The organism is Methylomonas sp. BG-2, assembly GCF_057766305.1.
The window spans coordinates 1-20064 of the sequence record NZ_JBYMAP010000061.1 but is presented as its reverse complement, the minus strand read 5'-3'; the positions used below and the strand labels follow the sequence as shown (position 1 = coordinate 20064).

General features: G+C 58.9%; 17 protein-coding genes. 7 read left to right on the top strand and 10 right to left on the bottom strand.

Annotated features, from left to right (window positions below; genetic code table 11):
* Positions 1–311: 311 nt before the first annotated feature.
* The 4 genes from AC3B8H_RS08005 to AC3B8H_RS07990 form a co-directional block, all read right to left on the bottom strand.
* Positions 312–575, bottom strand: a complete 264-nt coding sequence (locus tag AC3B8H_RS08005) for a LysR substrate-binding domain-containing protein (protein ID WP_488441073.1) — start codon at positions 573–575, stop codon at positions 312–314.
* A gap of 651 nt (positions 576–1226) precedes the next feature.
* Positions 1227–1538: a CcdB family protein gene (locus tag AC3B8H_RS08000; protein ID WP_488441072.1), complete on the bottom strand. Its 312-nt coding sequence runs from the start codon at positions 1536–1538 to the stop codon at positions 1227–1229.
* Entirely contained in the window at positions 1538–1783 is a 246-nt protein-coding gene (locus AC3B8H_RS07995) for a type II toxin-antitoxin system CcdA family antitoxin (protein ID WP_488441071.1), read from the bottom strand. Before AC3B8H_RS07995 ends, AC3B8H_RS08000 begins: the two co-directional genes overlap by 1 nt.
* A 303-nt stretch (positions 1784–2086) precedes the next feature.
* Positions 2087–2971 carry a LysR family transcriptional regulator gene (locus AC3B8H_RS07990; RefSeq protein ID WP_488441070.1) on the bottom strand — a complete coding sequence of 295 codons (885 nt, stop codon included), beginning with the start codon at positions 2969–2971 and terminating at the stop codon, positions 2087–2089.
* A gap of 108 nt (positions 2972–3079) precedes the next feature.
* On the opposite strand from AC3B8H_RS07990, the gene metE reads away from it, so the two are divergent.
* The 3 genes from metE (at position 3080) to yfbR (ending at position 7000) form a co-directional block, all read left to right on the top strand.
* Positions 3080–5377 carry a 5-methyltetrahydropteroyltriglutamate--homocysteine S-methyltransferase gene (gene metE, locus AC3B8H_RS07985; RefSeq protein WP_488441069.1) on the top strand — a complete coding sequence of 766 codons (2298 nt, stop codon included), beginning with the start codon at positions 3080–3082 and terminating at the stop codon, positions 5375–5377.
* A gap of 236 nt (positions 5378–5613) precedes the next feature.
* Positions 5614–6384, top strand: a complete 771-nt coding sequence (locus tag AC3B8H_RS07980) for an ATP-binding protein (RefSeq protein WP_488441068.1) — start codon at positions 5614–5616, stop codon at positions 6382–6384.
* Positions 6385–6394: 10 nt separating this feature from the next.
* On the top strand, positions 6395–7000 hold the full coding sequence (gene yfbR / locus AC3B8H_RS07975; RefSeq protein WP_488441067.1) for a 5'-deoxynucleotidase: 606 nt from the start codon (positions 6395–6397) through the stop codon (positions 6998–7000).
* On the opposite strand, the gene AC3B8H_RS07970 is transcribed toward yfbR, so the two are convergent.
* Complete coding sequence (locus tag AC3B8H_RS07970) at positions 7001–8206, bottom strand: MFS transporter (protein ID WP_488441066.1); 1206 nt, start codon at positions 8204–8206, stop codon at positions 7001–7003.
* 15 nt (positions 8207–8221) lie between these two features.
* A complete protein-coding gene (locus AC3B8H_RS07965) occupies positions 8222–9346 on the bottom strand; it encodes an aminotransferase class V-fold PLP-dependent enzyme (protein ID WP_488441065.1) in 1125 nt (374 codons plus the stop codon).
* Between the two features lie 194 nt (positions 9347–9540).
* On the opposite strand from AC3B8H_RS07965, the gene cysC reads away from it, so the two are divergent.
* From cysC to AC3B8H_RS07945, 4 genes are read left to right on the top strand one after another with little or no spacing between them, the layout of a single operon-like run.
* Positions 9541–10185 (top strand): adenylyl-sulfate kinase, encoded by a 645-nt coding sequence (gene cysC / locus AC3B8H_RS07960; RefSeq protein WP_488441064.1) that lies wholly within the window; start codon positions 9541–9543, stop codon positions 10183–10185.
* Positions 10166–11128 (top strand): DHHA1 domain-containing protein, encoded by a 963-nt coding sequence (locus tag AC3B8H_RS07955; RefSeq protein WP_488441063.1) that lies wholly within the window; start codon positions 10166–10168, stop codon positions 11126–11128. Before cysC ends, AC3B8H_RS07955 begins: the two co-directional genes overlap by 20 nt.
* 19 nt (positions 11129–11147) lie before the next feature.
* Positions 11148–13490, top strand: a complete 2343-nt coding sequence (locus AC3B8H_RS07950) for a VanZ family protein (RefSeq protein WP_488441062.1) — start codon at positions 11148–11150, stop codon at positions 13488–13490.
* A 48-nt stretch (positions 13491–13538) separates the two neighbouring features.
* Positions 13539–14429 (top strand): hypothetical protein, encoded by an 891-nt coding sequence (locus AC3B8H_RS07945; protein WP_488441061.1) that lies wholly within the window; start codon positions 13539–13541, stop codon positions 14427–14429.
* Between the two features lie 137 nt (positions 14430–14566).
* Here the strand turns inward: AC3B8H_RS07945 and AC3B8H_RS07940 are convergent, their stop codons facing one another.
* The 4 genes from AC3B8H_RS07940 to AC3B8H_RS07925 all read right to left on the bottom strand — a co-directional run bounded on the left by AC3B8H_RS07940 (position 14567) and on the right by AC3B8H_RS07925 (position 19665).
* Entirely contained in the window at positions 14567–15706 is a 1140-nt protein-coding gene (locus tag AC3B8H_RS07940) for a PepSY-associated TM helix domain-containing protein (RefSeq protein ID WP_488441060.1), read from the bottom strand.
* The gene (locus AC3B8H_RS07935) at positions 15706–18039 is read right to left on the bottom strand and encodes a TonB-dependent receptor (RefSeq protein ID WP_488441059.1); all 2334 of its coding nucleotides are present in this window, start codon (positions 18037–18039) and stop codon (positions 15706–15708) included. Before AC3B8H_RS07935 ends, AC3B8H_RS07940 begins: the two co-directional genes overlap by 1 nt.
* 151 nt (positions 18040–18190) lie before the next feature.
* Positions 18191–19144, bottom strand: coding sequence for a FecR family protein (locus tag AC3B8H_RS07930; protein WP_488441058.1), 954 nt, complete (start codon positions 19142–19144; stop codon positions 18191–18193).
* 8 nt (positions 19145–19152) lie between these two features.
* On the bottom strand, positions 19153–19665 hold the full coding sequence (locus AC3B8H_RS07925) for an RNA polymerase sigma factor (RefSeq protein WP_488441057.1): 513 nt from the start codon (positions 19663–19665) through the stop codon (positions 19153–19155).
* Between the last annotated feature and the right edge of the window lie 399 nt (positions 19666–20064).

Below are 20064 nucleotides of genomic sequence, written 5' to 3'. Positions count from 1 at the left end.
AGAAAATCAGTTTAATAAACGATATATTGATGATATTTTGCAAAAAACAAAAAGAACCAATAGTGACATAAAAAATATTTGCAACCATTTGCTTAAAAACAATGTCACTTTTAGCGCTAACGAGAAAAGATGCGCGGAATATCTAATTAATCAAGTATTTCATTCAAGTCGCTCATGATAAATATTATTTTTATAGCCCGCGTCGGTCCGATTATGCTTCGCTAACCGCACGAATGCTGTGTTTTACTAAACAAGTCAGCATATCCTGCAATAGCATCCGCCGGAAACTCCCAATTAACGTCTGGAGCGCCTCAACCCACCGCCCCACCCGCATGCGCCACCAGCCACCTTAAATATTCCAACTCGGCATCCTCGTGCCGGCAAGCCAGGTACATGGTTTTGCTTAACGACAGGCCGGCGAAGCGTAGGCCGGTCAGGTCCAGCTTGGCGGATTTACCTGCCAGCAACCATTCCGGCAGCAGGCAGACGCTGCGGCCGGCGGCGGCCAGTTGAAGCTTGATGTCGGTTTCCTCGACCGGAATATGGGCGGCGGGCTCGATTCCGGCCGGTTGCAGCCCGCGTAGGTCCGATTAGCGAAGCATAATTGGACGAATGTTGTATTTTACGAAATGAGCTTCGTCAAATTTTGAAGAACATTAAAATGAATTGAAGATTTGTTATTAAACGGATTCATTATGCGCAACATGAATGCCGAGATTTTCGATCCGCGAAATCAATTTGTTATTTAGGCTTTTATTATTGAAAACCGTCGGATGACATGCGTCCGATTACGCTTCGCTAATCAGACCTACCGATCCTGAGTTTATAAACTTCGATTTTGGGATGGTTTTCTCCCCTGATGCCGCGCCGAGCACCGGAGGGTTTGGACGGATTTGCCCGACAGGGGCGATGCAGGGATGCATCGCGTTTTCGGAGGGCTATGGATAGCCCTTCCGAAAACCCCGTCCAAACCCTCCGGAGCGCAGGATCAAAGTGGCATGGGGTGTCGTTTCTTTTGGATACTTTTCTTTGGACACGCAAAGAAAAGTATCTCGGCTGTCGGGCCGAGACCCGACTTAAAAAAGCCGTCGCGATAGCGAAACCGAATAATCAATATCCCCCAATCCCGGATTCCGCTTCATCCAGGCTACGCGTCAAACCAATATAAGGCCCGCCGGTGCGGAAATCGGCATTGAATCTACTCGTGATAGCGACACCTTCCCCAATCAAATCCCCGTAATCAACAAATCCACAGCCGCCAGTATCTCGCTCCGCAATGCCACCAACTCCGTCACCTTGGCACCCAGATTATTCGCGGGAATGGCCGCCATTTCCTGCACCATTAGCTGGTATTGCTGTTGTTCGAATTCAAACACCGGATTCAAATGGGTGATGGGCTTCTGCCCGGATAGGTTGATAGCAGGAACCACCAGCCGGGTTTTCAGCGCATCGAGAAAATCGTTCTGTACGTCGAGTAAAAAAGGATAGCGGCCTTGGGTTTGGCGGTTGGTATTGTGGTACAGGGTGAACTGCGCCATCAAAAACTCCGCAAGCTATCGCTGAAACAGCCTTCGGTTTCGATACGTTGGTTATAGTCTTCGATAGCTTGTCGGTTTTGCTGCAGCCATTGCTGCCGTTGCTTGTCGCGTATGGCTTCGGTCAGCGCACGCTCCAGCGTGGCGGATAAATTGATCTGCAATGCCTTGGCCTGATTTAATAACTCGCTGTTGATACTGAGATTGGCGGCTTTTTTGGGGGCAGTCGGGTTAACGGCGGGTTGCATGGCTATTCCTCGCGTACTTTTAATGCGCACAGTGTATGCGCAATCGAATGGCTTTGGCTATTCAATTTCCGAGACCAGGCCATAAGGTGCGCGGAATATAGGGTGCTGCCGTCAGGCCCACCGTTCGCGACAGATGCGCCGCCTTGCGTCGGCACATGCTACATTTTTTAGAACCGTGCCGTTGATATTGGATATTCGCAATAGTTCGGGATGTTCAATCTATTTCAGATGACATCCCAGGACTCCGCGCGCCTTCACTCCACTTACATCCGCTGGAAACTCCCATCTAACATCTAAAACGTCTCATCCCACCGCCCCACCCGCATGCGCCACCAGCCAGCGCAAATATTCCAATTCGGCATCCTCGTGCCGGCAGGCCAGGTACATGGTTTTGCTTAGCGGCAGGCCGGCGAAGCGCAGGCCGGTCAGGTTCAGCTTGGCGGATTTGTCGGCCAGCAGCCATTCCGGCAGCAGGCAGACGCCGCGGCCGGCGGCGGCCAGTTGCAGCATGATGTCGGTCTCCTCGACCTGGATGTGAGCGGCGGGTTCGATGCCGGCCGGCTGCAGCACCTTGCGGAACATGTCCAGCCGCTCGCGGGCCACCGGGTAGGTCAACACGGTTTCGCCGCGCAGATCGGCCGGCATGATTTCCGCGCGGCCGGCCTGCGGATGGCTGTCGGCGACGATCAACACCAGCTCGAAATCGAACAACGGCTGGTAGCTGAGCAGGCCGTTGTTCACCGGGTCGGAGGTCAGCACCGCGTCCAGCTTGTACTGGCGGATGGCCTCGAGCGACTCGAAGCGGTAGCGCGAGGTGACTTCCACGGTCAAATCAGGCCAAGCGCGCAGGTAGGGCTGCAGGATGTTGCGGAACCATTCGTAGCAGGCGTGGCACTCGATGCCGATGGTGAGTTTGCCGGTTTTGCCCTTGGCCAGCTGCGCCAAGTGGCTTTCCGCCGAATCGACGGTGGCGATCACCGACTCGGCCACTTCCGACAAGTAGCGCCCGGCCTGGCTTAGCACCAGCGAGCGGCCTTGCTTGTACCACAGCGTCACGCCCAGCCGCTGTTCCAGGTTTTTGATTTGGTGAGACAGCGCCGATTGGGTCAGGTGCAGGGTTTCGGCGGCGGCGCCGAGGGTGCCGTGGCGCTGCAAGGCCAGCAGGATGCGCAAGTGGATCAATTCCATGGGTTATGAATTTCCCTCATGAGTTAGTGAGAAAACATCGATTATCGTCATTCAATTGCCTGAATACAATGCCTGACTTGTTAAACATTCAACAATAGGCGGTTATCGATGATAAAAATTCACAATTTAGGTTTTTCCAGGATAGGCAAAAGCCGCGAACTGAAGTTTGCGCTGGAACGCTATTGGCGCGGCGAAATCGACGCCGACCAACTGCGCGCGGTCGGCGCCGAGCTGCGCGCCAAGCATTGGCATTTGCAGGCCGGTTGCGGTCTGGATTATCTGCCGGTCGGCGATTTTTCGCTTTACGACCACGTGCTGGATACCAGCGCGATGCTGGGCGCGGTGCCGTCGCGCTTTGAATGGGCCGGCGGCGACGTGGATTTGGACACCTATTTCCGGATGGCGCGCGGCCGCGGCGCGGACGGTATCGGCTGCCGGGCGCTGGACATGACCAAGTGGTTCGACACCAATTACCACTATCTGGTCCCGGAACTGAGCCCGGACCAGGTTTTCGCATTGTCCAGCCGGCGCTTGTTCGACGAAACCCGCGAGTTGCAGGCCTTGGGTTACCGGCCCAAACCGGTGTTGCTCGGCCCGCTCAGCTGGCTGTGGCTGGCGAAAAGCGCCGGCAATTTCAACAAACTGCGCCTGCTGGAACGCGTGCTGCCGGTGTACCGGCAAATTCTGCAAGGATTGGCCGAGCAGGGGGTGGAATGGGTGCAGATCGACGAACCGATACTGGTCTTGGACTTGCCGGAAGATTGGCGCGCCGCGTTCGCGCGAGCCTATGCCGAGCTGCAAGCGCCGGCGCCGAAGCTGTTACTGGCGACTTACTTTGGTGGGGTGGGCGACAACGCGGCCTTGGCTTGCGCGTTGCCGGTGGCCGGCTTGCACCTGGACCTGACGCGCGGCGGCGTGCAACTCGACGCGCTGGCCGGGCTGGACGGCGGCAAGGTGCTGTCGCTGGGTCTGATAGACGGCCGCAACGTCTGGCGCAGCGATCTGGCGGCGGCGCTGGCGACCGTCGAACGGGTGCGGCGGGAATTTCCGGGCGAGGTATGGCTGGCGCCGTCTTGCTCGTTGTTGCACGTGCCTATCGATTTGGAACGCGAAGCCGGGCTGGACCCCGCCGTCAAACCGTGGCTGGCGTTCGCCAAACAAAAGTTAACCGAATTGGAGTTGTTGCGTCTGGCGTTGGCCGAAGGCGTGGATGCCGCTCAGCCGGAGTGGGGCGCGGCGCAGGCGGCCGTGGCGGCGCGGCGGCGCGCGGCGGGTTTTGGCGGCGCCGTGTCAGGCCGCGCAAACGGTCCGGTTGGGGAACTCGACCGGCGCGCCAGCCCGTTCCCGATCCGGCGGGCCATGCAGCAGGCCGAATTGAATCTACCGTTGTTTCCGACCACGACGATAGGGTCTTTTCCGCAGACACCGGAAATTCGCAAGGCCCGCTTGGATTTCAAGCGGGGTGCGCTGGCCGATGCCGACTATCGGGCCTTCATGGAACGCCAGATCAAGCAGTGCATCCGCGAACAAGAGCTACTGGGCCTGGACGTGCTGGTGCACGGCGAGCCGGAGCGCAACGACATGGTCGAATACTTCGGCGAGCAATTGGCCGGCTTCCTGTTTACCGGCCACGGTTGGGTGCAATCCTACGGTTCGCGTTGCGTCAAGCCGCCGATCATTTACGCCGACGTTTCCAGGCCCAAGCCGATGACGGTGGCCTGGAGCCGTTACGCCCAATATTTGACCGACAAGCCGGTCAAGGGCATGTTGACCGGGCCGGTCACGCTGTTGAACTGGTCTTTCGTCCGCGACGATCAGCCCAGAGCGCAAACCGCTTATCAATTGGCGCAGGCCATTCGCGATGAAGCGGTCGATTTGGAAAAGGCCGGCATTCGGGTAATTCAAATCGACGAACCGGCCTTTCGCGAAGGTTTGCCGCTCCGGCGCGCCGATTGGCCGGACTATCTGGATTGGGCGGCGCGGGCGTTTCGAATCAGCGCCGGCGGCGTCGGCGACGCGACGCAAATTCACACCCACATGTGTTATTCGGAGTTCAACGACATCATCGCCGCGATCGCCGAACTGGATGCCGACGTGATTACCATCGAAACTTCGCGCTCGGACATGGCCTTGCTGGATGCTTTCGGCGATTACCGCTATCCCAACGATATTGGGCCCGGCGTTTACGACATCCACAGCCCTAACATCCCCGGCCGGGAGCAAATGCTAGACCTGTTGACGCTGGCCGCCCGCCATATTCCGGCCGAGCGGTTATGGGTCAATCCCGATTGCGGCCTGAAAACCCGCCAGTGGCAGGAGGTCAGGCCGGCGCTGGCGGCGATGGTGGCCGCGGCGGCCCAGGCCCGCCGCGAAGTCGATAGCGTGCCGCTGGCGAGCGCCGGCTGATTCGGCCGGCGCGGTTTTGGGCCGTATTGGGGCGGAAAAGCGGCATAGTGTGGAGTCGATGATTTCCACATGGCCAAGGACTTGTTCACAAAAGCTGTGGATAAGTCTGTTGGCAAGCCGTTACCGAGATGGCTAAGTTGTTGTCGCGGCTACAGTGATGTTAAATTGACTAAAAATTAGACAATCGAACGCGATGTTCGCTGCGTCGGCATCGCCGGCCCTACTTGGAAAACGACATGATAGATTGGAACAGAACTTATGCGGCAATCTGGCGCCAGCGCCAGGCTTATCTGCGGCCGGTGCGGGAGGTCGATCCGGTTCGGCTGGAACAGTTGTTTGGCATCGACGAGCAAAAACGCCAATTGGTGGCGAACACCGAACGCTTTCTGGCCGGCCGGCCGGCCAATAACGCCTTGCTGTGGGGTGCGCGCGGTACCGGCAAATCCTCGTTGGTCAAAGCCTTGTTGAACGCGTACAAGGACCGCGAATTGCGGGTCATCGAAGTGGATAAACAGGATTTGTTGTATTTGCCGGAAATCGTCGACGAAATTCGCGAGCACCCGCAACGCTTTATCGTTTATTGCGACGATTTGTCGTTCGAAGCCGGCGATACGCTCTACAAGCCGCTGAAAAGCGTGCTGGAAGGTTCTATCGAATTGCCGCCGGAAAACGTCCGGTTTTACGCCACATCCAATCGCCGGCATTTGTTGCCGGAGCGGATGAGCGACAATCTGGATACGCTATTGATCGACGGCGAGGTGCATTACTCGGACGCCATCGAGGAAAAAATCTCGCTGTCGGACCGCTTCGGTCTGCGCTTGGCGTTTTATCCGCAACCTACCCAGACCTATCTGGACATCGTTGACAGTTATTTTCCGGATTATCCCGGCGACCGGGCGATTTTGCACAAGGCCGCGCTGGATTTCGCCCATTTGCACGCCGCCAAAAACGGCCGCACCGCCAAGCAGTTTTACAATAGCCAGGCCGGGCGTGAGCCCGCCGACTGAGCTAGTCCGCATGACCGTGCAGGATGTCGTCAGCAGTTTTTATGCGTATTTGTCGCGCTTGCGTTGGATCAAGCGCTGGGGCTTGAAGCGTAATGCCCATGCCGAAAACGTGATGGAGCATAGCTGGGAAGTGGCGGTGATCGCGCATACGCTGGCCGTGATCAAGAATCGCTATTTCGGCGGCGACGTCGATGCCAACGCGGTTGCCGCCGCCGCGTTGTACCACGATGTCACCGAAGTAATCACCGGCGATCTGCCGACGCCGATCAAATACCATTCGGCGGAAATTCTGTCCGCCTACCGGCGCATCGAGCAGCAGGCCGAGGTTGAATTGTTGAACCTGTTGCCCGAGGCCATGCGCGGCGACTTTCAGCCGCTGCTTTGCCAAGCCTTGTTGCCGGAATCGCAACGGCAATTGGTCAAGGCGGCCGACAAGATTTCGGCTTATCTGAAATGCCAGGCCGAGCTGAAGGCCGGCAATGCCGAGTTCGAGCTGGCCGCCGCGCAATTGGTTGCCGACATTGAGGCCTTGCAACAACCGGAAGTAGTGTTTTTCATGCGGGCCTTCGCGCCCAGTTGCGGGTTGACGTTGGACGGCCTGATGCGGACGCGTTGATCAATGCAGCTGGCGTAAGTCCAGCTTGCGCAATTTCGGCGCCAAGCCGGCGGTTGCGGCGACCACCAGCAACGTCATCGTCCCGCCGAAAATCACCGATGGAATCAGTCCCAGCCAACGCGCGGCGAGGCCGGACTCGAACGCGCCCAGTTCGTTGGACGAGCCGATGAACAGGCCGTTGATCGCGCTGACCCGGCCGCGCATCGCATCCGGCGTCGCCAGCTGCATGATGGTGCTGCGCATCACCACCGACACGCCGTCGCACACCCCGGACAGCATCAACGCCGCCGCGCCCAGCCAGAACAGCGGAGTCAATGCGAAACCAATCATGCACAAGCCGAAGCCGGCCACTGCCGCCAACAGCCAGCGGCCGGCGTTGCGCTCCAGCGGAAACCGGGCCAGCGCCAGACCGGTCAAAACCGCGCCGCTCGCCGGCGCGGCCCGCAGAATGCCCAAGCCTTCCGGACCGTAATGAAACACGTCCTGGACGAAGGCAGGCAGCATCGCCACCGCGCCGCCGAACAACACCGCGAACATATCCAGCGCCTGGGCGCCCAGCACAATCTGATTACCGAACACGAAGCGCAGACCTTCGCCGATGCTGGCAAGGATGGGCGCGGCGGCGGCCGGCGGCCGGGGTTGGATGCGCAGCATCAGCAAAGCCACGGTCGCCACCAACGCCAGTCCGGCCGCCACGCCGTAGGCGGCGATCTTGCCGGCCGCCGCGATCAACAGGCCGCCCAGCGCCGGGCCGGCCACCAGACCGAATTGAAACACCGAACTGCCCAGGCCGGCGGCTCGGGCGTAAAGTTCGCGCGGCAACACCGCCGCGAACAGCGCGCCGTAAGTCGGGCCGATGAAGGCGCGGGCCACGCCGGTACCGGCGATGCCGGCGTAAATCCACCCTTCCGCGTTGCCCGGCATGCGGCCGGCCGCGACGGCGACCAGCAGCAAACCGTTCAGGCACAGCAACAGGCTGGCGGCCACGCCGAACCAGCGTCGCGAATAATGATCGACCGCGTAGCCCGCGAACAGCGCGCAACAAAAGTACGGAATCACCTCCGCCAGGCCGACCAAGCCCAGGGCCAGCGTATCGTGGGTGAGTTCGTAAAGATGCCAGCCGACCACGGTGGCCGTGGTTTGATAGGCCAGTACCACCAGCAGGCGAAAGCCGAGCAGTTTTAAGAACGCAAAATTTCGCAACACCGGATTCGCCGCCGCTCAGGCCGCCGCGCCGGCGATGTCCAGCGCCCGGTCGAGTTCGGCAAAACTGTTGTAAAAATGCGCCGAGAAGCGAATGCCGCCGCCGCGCGGCGCGCAGACGACTTGGTTGCGCTGCAGATGCCGGTACAGGGTGGCATTATCGGCGCGGCGGTGTTGAAAGGTGACGATGCCGGAATGTAGCCCGGTGGCCGGCGGGCTGAGCAATTGCAGCCTGGGATCGGCACTGATCCGCTCGCGTAAATAGGCGGCGCGTTCCAGTACCAAGGATTCGACGCCGGCCATGCCGGTTTCCAGCAGCAGCGACAAACTGGCGGACAGCGCGTGTATGCCGACCATGTTGGGACTGCCGCACTCGAAGCGGCGGGCGGTCGGGTGGATTTCCCAGGGTCGGTTTTCGTAATTATGGGTGTCCTTCATCATGTGCCAGCCGTATTGGGTCAATTTCAGACGATCGCGCGCGGCTGGCGTGGTGTAGAACACCCCCAGGCCTTCCGGGCCGAACAGCCATTTGTGGCCGTCGGCCATCACGAAATCGGCGCCGCAGGCTTGCACGTCGAATCGCACCGCCCCCAGGCTTTGGATGGCATCGACGCAAAACAGGATGCCGCGGGCTTTGCAAAACTCGCCGAGTTTGTCGATGTTCAGGCGCAGACCGTCGGCGAATTGGATGGAGCTGATGGTGAGCAGGCGGGTGCGATCGTCCGTGGAGGCCAGCAGAGCGTCCTCCGGCGTATCGCCGCCGCGCAGATCGACTTCGCGGAATTCGACGCCTTGGTCGGCCAACGATTGCCAGGGCAGGCGGTTGGACGGAAATTCCTGATTGCTGGAGACGACGTTGTCGCCGGCTTGCCAAGTCAGACCATAGGCGACGAAGGACAGCGCCTCCGAGGTGTTTTTGACCAGCGCGATGTCGTCGGCGGACGGTGCGTTCAGTAAGTCGCGAAACTGCTCGCGCAGCTCGGTTTGTTTTTTCAGCCAGTCCAAGTAAAAGTGCGAACCGTAGCGGCTGTTTTGCTCGGCAAACGCGATCACCGCCGCGCTGGTACGTTTCGGCCAGGGCGCGACCGCGGCGTGGTTCAGGTAAATCAGATCGTCGATTAGCGGGAATTCGGGGTGTCTCATCACAGTTTTCCGGTCGGCAGGGGCGGCGGGCATGGGCCGGCTCGCTACGCGGCCGGTCCGGCTATGATAACGGCCGCGAGCGTGAATGCCAAAACGGCCGGCGGTCGGACGGAGTTGGCCTGCGACATTTTGGGGTAATTGTTTGCAAGCGCCGAATCAAGTAGTCTTTAGCCTTTTAACCGGTTAGGGACGGCATGAAACAACAGAGCCTGAATACGATTTGGCATCATGCCAGCGTGACTCGCGCCCGGCGCGAGGCGTTGAACGGACATCGCTCGGCGATACTTTGGTTTACCGGTCTGTCGGGGGCCGGCAAATCGACGTTGGCGCACGCGGTCGAAGAGCGCTTGCACCAACTGGGCTGCCTGACCTTCGTGTTGGACGGCGATAACGTCAGGCACGGCTTGTGCGGCGATCTGGGCTTTAGCGACGCCGATCGTCAGGAGAATATCCGCCGGGTCGGCGAATTGGCGAAGCTGATGTTGGAAGCCGGCGTGATTACGCTGACGGCATTTATTTCGCCGTTTCGCGCCGAACGCGAACTGGCCCGGCGCTTGGTCGCCGACGGCGATTTCATCGAGATTTATTGCAATTGCAGTCTGAGCGTTTGCGAGAGCCGCGACGTCAAGGGCTTGTATCAAAAAGCCCGGCAAGGCCAAATTCCGCATTTCACCGGCATTTCGTCGCCTTACCAGCCGCCGGACCACCCGGAATTGATTGTGAATACCGATCAGGCGGAGCTGGAGGCTTGCGTGGAGCAGGTCATGCGGGTTTTGGTGGCGCGCGGCATCGTTGCCGCCGAACGCAACGAGGCGGGCGATGCAATACGACGTCTTTAACGGCGACGCCGACGGCATCTGCGCTCTGCTGCAATGGCGGCAGGCTTATCCCGAGTCTTCGATCTTGGTGACCGGCGTCAAGCGCGAAATCGCGCTGCTGGAGCGCGTGCCGGCGCTGGCCGGCGACCGGGTCACGGTCCTGGATGTGTCGTTGGACCGCAATCGGGCGGCGCTATTGAAGTTGTTGGCGGACGGTGTCGATATTTTTTACATCGACCATCATTTCGCCGGCGACATTCCGATACATCCCCAATTTAGCCATCGCATCGATACCGCGTCCGACTGCTGCACCAGTTTGCTGATGAACGCGCATTTGGCCGGGCGCCACGCCGCATGGGCGGTGGTGGGGGCTTACGGCGACAATCTCGATGCCGGCGCGGCGGCGGCGGCCCAGTCTCTTGGTTTATCGGCACAGCAATTGCTTGAGTTACGCCAGCTCGGTATTTGCATCAATTACAACGCTTACGGCAGTTGTCTGGCGGATTTGAATATCGCTCCGGACGCTTTATTCCGCCGTTTGGGCGTTTACGCGACACCGTTCGAATTCATTGCCGATCAACCGGAATTGTATCGGCAATTGCTGGATGGATACGCAGCCGATATGGCGGCGGCGGCCGGGTTGGAGCCTGAATTCAGCAACGAGGCAGTCGCGGTTTTCCTGTTGCCGGACCAAAAATGGGCCAGGCGAGTCAGCGGCGTGTGGGCCAACGCGCTGGCCAACCGCGCACCGGACCGCGCCCACGCCATTGTCGGCGCCAACGATCGCGGCGGTTACCAAGTCAGCGTCCGCGCGCCGTTGACCAACAAGGTTGGCGCCGACGAACTATGCGCCGGCTTCGGCGGCGGCGGCCGGAAGGCGGCGGCCGGGATCGACGATTTGGCGATCGATAGATTCGACGAATTCGTGGAAACCTTCAATCGACGCTATTCGGAATTGCGATGAGCGGACTTTCGGTGTTGTCGTGAAAAACCGGCTGTTGCTGGCTTGTATTTTATATACGGTCTTTGTGATCTACGGCAGCTTGGTGCCGTGGCAATATAACGGTTTGTCGTTCGCTCAGGGCTGGCAACAGTTTCAACAAATTCGCTATTTGGACCTGGGCATCGCTTCGCGAGCGGACTGGGTCGCCAACATCTTGCTGTTCGTGCCGTTGACTTTTGGCTGGTTGGGCTGGTGGTCCTACCAGCGGAGCCAGGCGGTACGGATCGCGGCGACACCGCTGGCGTGGTTGGCGGGCTTGGGATTGTGCGTGGGTATTGAATTCACTCAGGTCTTTTTCCCGCCGCGCACTGTTTCGATCAACGACGTGGTCGCGGAAAGCTTTGGCGGGGCGATCGGGCTGGCCGCTTGGTGGCTGTGGGGCGAGAGATTGATGGCTTGGCTGGCCGAATGGCAAGCTCGACATCGCGGCGTCACACCGTATCTGCAACTTTATTTGGCCGGTTTATTCGGTTACAGCGTGTTGCCGCTGGATCTGACCCTCAGCCCGGTCGAGTTCTACCATAAGTGGCATGAGGGGCGGATTATCCTGCTGCCTTTCGGTGGTCTGACTGGCGATTGGCTGAGGAATGTCTACGATATTTTGGCCGATGTCGTGCTTTGGGTGCCGGTGCCTTGGCTTTGGGCCAAGTTGACTCCGATGACGCCTGGGCAAATGTTGCGGCGGGTGTTCTGGTCGGCGCTGGCGATAGAGGGTTTCCAGCTGTTTGTTTACAGCCGGGTAACCGATGTGACCGATATTGGTTTGGCGATGGTTGGCGGCGCTTTGGGGTTGCGGGCGTTGGGCAGGGGTAGCTTGCAATCGGGGACCGGACCGCACGGCAATACGTTACGGCAGCGCTTAACGCTTTACGGGTGGCTCGGGTACGCGTTGTGGGGTTTGCTGTTGGTCGCGACCCTTTGGTATCCCTACGATTTTCGTTTCGAGCGTCAAGCGCTGCTCGGTTGGGAGAGCCGGTTTTTCAGCGTCCCTCTGCGGGCGTATTACTACGGCACTGAATACCGGGCAATCACCGAGGTATTCCACAAGCTGCTATTTTTTGTCCCGGTAGGTGGCTTTTGCCGGATGATGTTCGCAGGGCTAGCGAAGCGAGCGCGCCGATGGGTGTCGGGCGCGGCAGTTGCCGTCGTCGCGTTGACCGTTGAATCCGGGCAGATGTTTATCCCCGGTAAAAACTCCGATATGACCGATTTGTTGCTGGAAATCGGCGGTGGTCTGTTGGGGTTTTTAGTGGCCGGGCGCGTGCTGGCCGAATTTTACGAAGACTCGCGGTCAGTGCCTGGCGACCCGTCGTCGGTGCCCGGTGAGTCGCGGAACGCGCCAGCGATAGGCAGGTCCGCGAATGGTGGATGGTGGCCGATGTTGCTGGGGGTGAGCGTGACCTGGGCGGTACTGGCCTGGGTTGGACAGTACGCGGGTACGCCTTACAACGTTCGGGAGTGGTTTTCCGCCGATTTTCCGGTGCTGAGCGCTTTCGGTTTGACAGTGTTGTTTTTTTGGTGCTTCGGCGGTCCGTTGGCGTTTTTATTAAATGCGGTGGGGCGCGGCGGCGGCATGAGTTTTTGTCCCAAGGTTTTGGCGTTGCACGGTTTGGGAGCATGGCTGATGGTTCGCGTATGTCTGCCGCTGGAAAGCCTGCATGACATCGTTGGTTCGCCGATCCTGTCGGTTAATCCCGAGTTGGAATTGGCGGTCCGGTTTTTGGGCTTATTCGGGATTTTTTCGATTTTGCAGCAAGGCGGCAACCATCTGGCCTTATTGCCGCTGGCGCGTTCCGGCAATTTCACCAAGTTATTCGTCATGGGCGGTGTTTGGGCGGCCGTGGTGTTGCCAGTTGGGTTCTGGATCGTCGTCGCTCGGGCCGCGACCGATAATCTGACCGAGCTGTTGCCGAACGGCGGTTACGCCTGGGCGGTGTTGAATATTGGCATTTATTGGTTTTTGGTGAGTTGGTTGAGTTCGGCGCTGGCGGTTGGCACGGTCTTTTTCAAGATGAAGCGCTTTTTGATGGTTTTGGCGGCATTGCTGGTGTCGTTCGAAGCGGGATATTGGTTAGTGAGCTGGGGAACCGAGCAGTACGTGCTGAAATACGATCAAGTCTTTTCGGCGCTGCAGTTTTTATTGAGTAGCGACAGAGCGCATTTGACGCCGATAGCCGAGCTCCGCGGACGGTTTTATCCGCTACATGCCGGGGTCGTGGCTCTCGGTTTTTTTGCGCAATATGCGATGGCGGCGCTGTTCCGAGGCCGCGTCCAACAGAATTTTTTGGCGCCCAAGCGGCGGAATTTCTTCAACGGGAGATAATTTTGACTGGAGTTTGGATGTTATGGACCGCCGGCTTGGCGCGGTGCGATGCCGGACGGTAAGGCGGGCGTGGCGTTGTTTCGGGCCAGTCTTTTCAGGTGGTCTCGTTTGGTTGGCGTGGCGGCCTGTGTCTGGTTGAGCGCGGGAAGCCCGGCATGGGCCGGCGCGTCAACGGCTGGCGGAAGTTCGGTAGGCGCTGCCGAGGCGACGGTCGGCCGCGACAACAAGCCCGCCTCCGCTCGCGTCGAACAGACGCCGGCCGCTACAGAAATTCCGGCGGCCAATGTCGAGCGTAAGCCGTTTGCGGCGGATTTCTCGGCGCAAGTGGCGATGACTCAGGCGCTGTTGGTCGAACAGCGTCGGATGGAGGCGCTGATGACCGGCCATGTCGCGCAAAATTCGCTCCCAGGACAAAGTGACATCAATGACCGTTTTCAGCAGGTATATGGTTTGGCGATTGAAGCGCCGGCCTACGATCAACTGGTGAACGACATTCGAAGCAAAATCGGCGAAGAAACGTATAGCCGATTGCTATGGACTTATTTTGATATCAAAGCGTTGGATGAAACCATCAATTCTCGCTTGGCCGAATACGATCAGGCCCTCAGGCAGTGGATGCTGGATACTCAAGAGCGCTGGGGCTTGGACCAGCGCTTTGATTTCCTGGGATTTTCCGCTTTGGAAAACAGTATGGAGGTGTCCCCGGATTTGGGTCCGGTGCCGGTTTTGTCGCCAACCCAGGCCGGAGGTAAAGTGGTTTTGGATATTCGCCAAAATCCGGACGGCGTGGCCGGGGTGGGAGCCAACGAGGACGGGTTTTTAGCGCGATTGCTGACGTTCCTTACGATTAAGAATTTCGCTTTACTCTCGGTAGTGGTGTTTTCGCTCGGTTTTTTGTTTCGCGGATTCCGGTTCTTAGTACGCCAGCGCAATGCCTAGACAAGCTCGGCAGGGATTCGGTTTAAGTCTCCGCCGGGTCGAGGGGTGATTCCGTCGATCGAATCTTGCCGTTTCTTCGACGACAGGGCTTAACACCCGCACCGTCTTAATGCTCGAAACGCCCCGAGGCGCTTCGATTAGCGGTCCAGCCGTTTAAACGGTTGGTGGCTTCGGCGTTTTTGCAGCCAGCGGACCAAGCCGGTGGCATAAAGTAGCGCGCAAAGCGGCCCAGCCGAGAAAATCAACAAGCGGCCGGGTAAGCCGAAGGCTTCGCCGCTATGCAGCGGGTGCAGCCAACTCCACAACAACTCGCCGTTGCTGAAATTCTCCGGGGCGTTCGCCGCCAGCACCTCGCCGCTATATTGATCGATCCAGACGTTGGTTTTTGGAAATCGCCAGCCCGGTTCGCCGGGCTGGCGCAGGTTGATGCGGTAGCTGCCGGTGGGGTCATGCGGCGTTTCGATCCAAACCAGCGCTGCGTTCGGATAGCGCGCCATTCCCGCCGCTACCGCGGCATCCACATCAATGCGTTTGCCGCTGAAAGTAACGGATCGCGGGCTGGGCGGATCGTGCATAGGTGAAGCCTGCATCACCAACGGTTTCACGTATTCGGGGATTTCCAGCGCGATACCGGTCACGGCTAGTACCGCAAACACCAGCCACCCGTAAACGCCGGCCAGTTTATGCAGATCGTAGACCAGGCGTTCGCGGCTGGCGCGTCGCTTTAGCGTCAACGCCTGCCGCCATTTGCCCGGGTTCGGCCACCACAGGTATAAACCGCTGATCAAAGCCAGCATCGTCAACCCGCCGATCACGGCCATGGCGATCTTGCCGGGTTTGTCCAACAACAGGGTGTAGTGGAGGTCGTACAGCCAGGTAGTCAGGCTGTCGCCCCAAAACTGGCGCCGCACGACTTGGCCGGAGTAACGGTCCACCGATACCAATAGCGGCGCGAACGATTTCTGTTCGGTCTCGACCGGCTTGTAATAGCGGGCGGTGACGGCGCGCAGCGGATTTTCCGGGTTTTCCAGGCGCCAGCCATGCGGCCGATCCGGTTCCGCGCGGCGCAGAGCCTGATAAATGGCTTCCCACCCGAGCGGCGGGCCGGCGTTCGGTTGGGCGATTATCTCCGGCGCCAGGATGGGGTCCAGTTCCTGGTAAAACACCAGCACGCTACCAGTAATGCCGGTCAGCGTCAGCAACAAACCCAGATTGAGTCCCAGGTAAAGATGCAGCGCCCGCCAAAAGCGGCGGGCGCTGCCAAGGCGCTTGGACATCAATAATCGAATTTGACGTTGACCGCGCCGTAGAAGGCAACACCGTCGCCCGGCGAGAAGAACGGCTGGGCGGTGGCGCCGAAGGTTTCGTCATACCACACGTATTCCCGGCGCGCGTCGGTCAGGTTCTTGGCTTGAAATTGCACTTCCACTTCCTTGGTCACTTGATAGCCTAAATCCAGGTTCAGCAGCGCATATTCGCCGTATTTGCCGCGTTGATTGGCTTGATCGACAAAGTAGTCGCCTTGGCCGCTGGTCCACAGCGACGAGCGTAGTTGCGGCAGGATTTGGTAGTCGATACCGGCCGAAAACAAATAATTCGGGGTATTGACTACCTGATTGCCGGCTGTGTATTCCATCGTGCCAGCCGCGACGGCGGGTGGGTTAGTGACTTTTGCTTCCTGCAAAGAATAGGATGCCCAAACGCCGACTTTGTCAGTGGGGTAGACCTTGATCTCTATGTCCACGCCCTGGCGCTTGGTGGCGCCGATCATCGTCGAATCGACGCTGGCCAGATTGCGGCTGATTTCGTTGCTGGCGTCTTGCGCCCAATACGCGACCCGGCCTTCGGCCCAATCCACCGGTTTCAGCTTAACTCCGACCTCCCAGCCGTCGTTCAACGAGGGGCCTATATTGGCTTGGTTGCGGAAAATGAAGGTCGCCTGACCCAGTCCGACCTGGAAGGTGCGGCCCCAGTTGCCGTACAGGCTATAGCCTTCGATCGGTGTGATCACCGCGCCGATTTTCGGCTGCGAAATCGTGCCGTAATCGTTCAACGGGTAAGCGCCGAACGAGGCGTTGGGACGGTAGTTGAAAAAGCTGCCGTCGATGATGTCGGCCCGGTAGCCCGGTGTCAGCTTCAACCATTTGAACGGCTTGATCACGGCTTGGATATAGCCGCCGTAGTTCAGGAAATCCCACTTCTCGTCGTTACGCAAACCCGTGCTGCGGCGAACGCGGCTGTCGGTCAGATAACGCAGATATTTGTTTTCCTGTTGCTGGAAGTCGAACCCGGTTTCCAGCGAGAAGTCGTCCAGCCAACTGACGACCGGATGGTAGGTCAGCGAGGTCATCGCCCCGTACTGGATCTCGTCGCGGTTGCGTTCTTGCTGAGCCGCGCCGGGCCCGTAGGTCACGTAGCGTTGGTCGTCGAACAAATTGCCGTAAACCTTGGACGACCAGAACAAGGTCGGACTGAGGTTGACGTCCAAATGGGTGCTGACTTGGCCAACCGTACGTTTGCCGCCGTCGGTGGCATTGCGGGCGAAGGTTTGGGTTTGGTTGAGCAACTGTTCCTGATACGTCATATAGCCCGGTTCCTGAGCGCCGGCTTCGCTCCAGCGGGCGATCAGGCCGATTTTGTACTTATCGCTGGGCGCGTAAAACCATTTGCCGGAGAAGCTGTTTTTGTCGGAATCGGCGTGATTGCGGTAGCCGTCGCTGGCGCGGTAGGAGATTTGGTAGTTTTGCGAAAAACCGTCTTTTTCGTAGCCCAGTCCGGATTGGATTTCGTGGGTGTTGAAACTGCCGTAACCGACCCGGCCCTTGACGTAATTGCCGCCGGTGGTGGTGTTCATGCTGATGTTGCCGGCGAAGGAGTGCAGGCCGTAACGGGCGTCGTTGGTGCCGCGCACCACCTCTATGGACTCGATGTCCAATGGAAACAGCGAGTCGATGAAATAGGTGTCGCCGCTGTTGGTGTTACTGGGAATGCCGTCGATCAGTAGTTTAACCGCGTTGACCCGGCCTTCGCCGTTGAAACCACGAAACGACATTTTTCCGGTCGTGATGCCTTGGCCGAATTGCGTCACCTGGACGCCGGGCATGCGGTGGAATAAGTCGTAGGCCGTCAGCACGTTTTGATCGGCAATCTTGTCGGCGTACATGATGTCCACCGAGGTGGCGATATCCTTGCTGGTCAATTTGCCGTTTTCGGGTTGGTCGCTGACCGTGACCGCGCCGAGTTCGAAAATCGAATCGTCGTTGACTGCTTTCGGTTTGGGCGGCGGGGCTTTTTGAATGGCGATCATGCCGTCCCCGACCGTTTCGTATTGCAGTCCGTTTTTGGACAGAATTTTCTGCAAGGCTTGGCCTATCGTGAACTGGCCACGCAGGGCCTCGGCGCTTAGGCCTTGCACGACCGCATCGGCATAAATCAGTTTGGTGCCGGTGGATTTAGCCAGTTGTTCCAAGGTCGCCGCCAGCGGTTGCGGCGGCAAATCGAAACGGTTGGCGGAATCGTCGGCAAACGCCTCGAAACTGGCCGCCAGCGCCAAGGCCAATAAGGGTAAGGCACGGCGCGGCCGGGCCGGTGCCAATAGTCCAATCTTCATGATGATCTCCTGGTTGCGTGGATTGCGGCAAGACTGTGCTTGCCTTGAATCTAAATAACGATCAAGGCATGCGGAACTGGACAAATATTTTTTACGCGATGCAGCGGGTCTTGGAAGAGCTCGCCGAGCCGAAGTTGATTGGGTATCGGGCCTAGCGCGGATGCAACACGATGGTCTGCTTTTGCTGCTGTACCCGCACCGGCAGGATTTTCTCGATTGCTAGCAAAAACGGCTTTAAATCGTCGGCGTCGAAACGGCCGCTGACGGTCTGGCGCGCCAGTTCGGGGGCGGCCAAAACAAAGCGTACCGGATGATAGCGTTCCAACTCCGCCGTCACATCGGCGAGCGGTGTATGGTCGAACCAAAGTTGGCCGTCGGTCCAGGCGAGGGATTGTTCGCGGGTGGTTGGCCGGGTTGGCAGCCAGCGGCCGTTGGCGTCGATTTGCCGGCTGAAACCGGCGCGCAAATTCTGGCCGATCCAGCTGGATTCCTTGCGCAATGCCACTTCGCCTTCCAGAACCGCCACCGCCGTTCCCGCCGCACTGCGTCGGACATTGAACACGGTGCCGACATCGCTGATCCGAAGATCGCCGACGGCCACGCCAAACGGTTGCCAAGCGCGGTGGACGACATTGAATAGCGCTTCGCCCTGCTGTAACTCGACTTCCCGGCGCAACCAGGACTGTTTGACGCTGAGTCGAGTCGCGGTATTTAGTTGTATGCTCGAGCCGTCGCCTAGGGCAATGGTGCGGCGTTCGCCGATGCCGGTTTGGTAGGTATCCACGGGGGCGCTGGCCTGTTGCCACCAGACGCCGCTTAGAAAGCCAAAGACGAGCAGAGCGCTGAATAGTGCGGAGGTTTTGCGCCAGACGCGTCGGCCGGCGGCGCGAGCGTCGTTCAGGCCGGGGACCTCCCGGCCTTTGAGCGTGTCGATATCACCCCAAAGTTGCTCGATTTCGAAATACGCCTGACTGTGGGCGGGGCTTTCGGTCAGCCAGTCTTCGAACTGTTGGCGCAGCAAATCGGTGCAGTGTTCCGATTGCAGTTCCACGAACCAAGTCGCGGCTTGCTTGAGCAGATTTTGTTGATCGGCGGCGGTCTTCATCGCGGACTTTAACCGGTCGCTAGCAGAGCTTGGTGACAGCGCAGCATGGCTTTGACCAATTGGCGCTGAACCGTCTTTTCGGAAATACCCAGTTGCTCGGCGATTTCGTGGTAGCTGAGTTCATCGAATTTGCGTAGCAAAAAAATGTGTCGGCATTGGTCGGGAAGTCCGGCGATGGCTTGCAGCAAGCGCTGGCACTGCTGGCTAAGCATAGCAGATTCGTCCGGTTGCTGGGCCGGGCAGGGCAGGTTTTCGTCGATGGCCGTCTCGCGCAGTTCCCGGCGGCGGCTCTGGCGGACAAAGTCAATCGCGAGGCGCTCGGCGGTACGAAACAGATAGCCGGTCAGGTTTTCATCGTGGCTGAGTTCCTGTTTGCGCAGCAAACGCAAATAGGTTTCCTGGCTGAGGTCCTGAGCGGTATCCGGGCAGTTAACCCGCTGCAGTAAATAAGCGACGACGGTGTCCCGGTGGTCGCGAAACAATTCGACGATTTGCTGCTGGTGTAACGTGATGGCGGTCATGGGCTGCCTCCGCGGCAAATTTGGCGGATAAAACCCTGGAAATCCGCAATGGGTATGCCAGCTCTCGATAAACCCAGGCATTTCGGGAACTATTGGACTGTCGCGTTAGCGATGTTGGGGTTGGCAACCCGAAAATCGTGGCAAATCACTTATAGGGGTGTGTGAAATGCCGTATTTTTCCGGCGCCCACCCTGCGATTGCGGACGGCCGTCGCGGTCGTTGCCACTGCCCTAATTCCGCGCTTTCCGCTATGATGCCGCCACCATAAGATAAGCAGCGGGGAGCAGCCATGGACTTAGCGAGAGCACTGGGGTTGGGCGCGGCCGAGCCGGATGAAACGGCGGCTAGGCGCCAATTGCATCTCTATATCAACCTGAAACTGGCCTCATGCGGGCAACC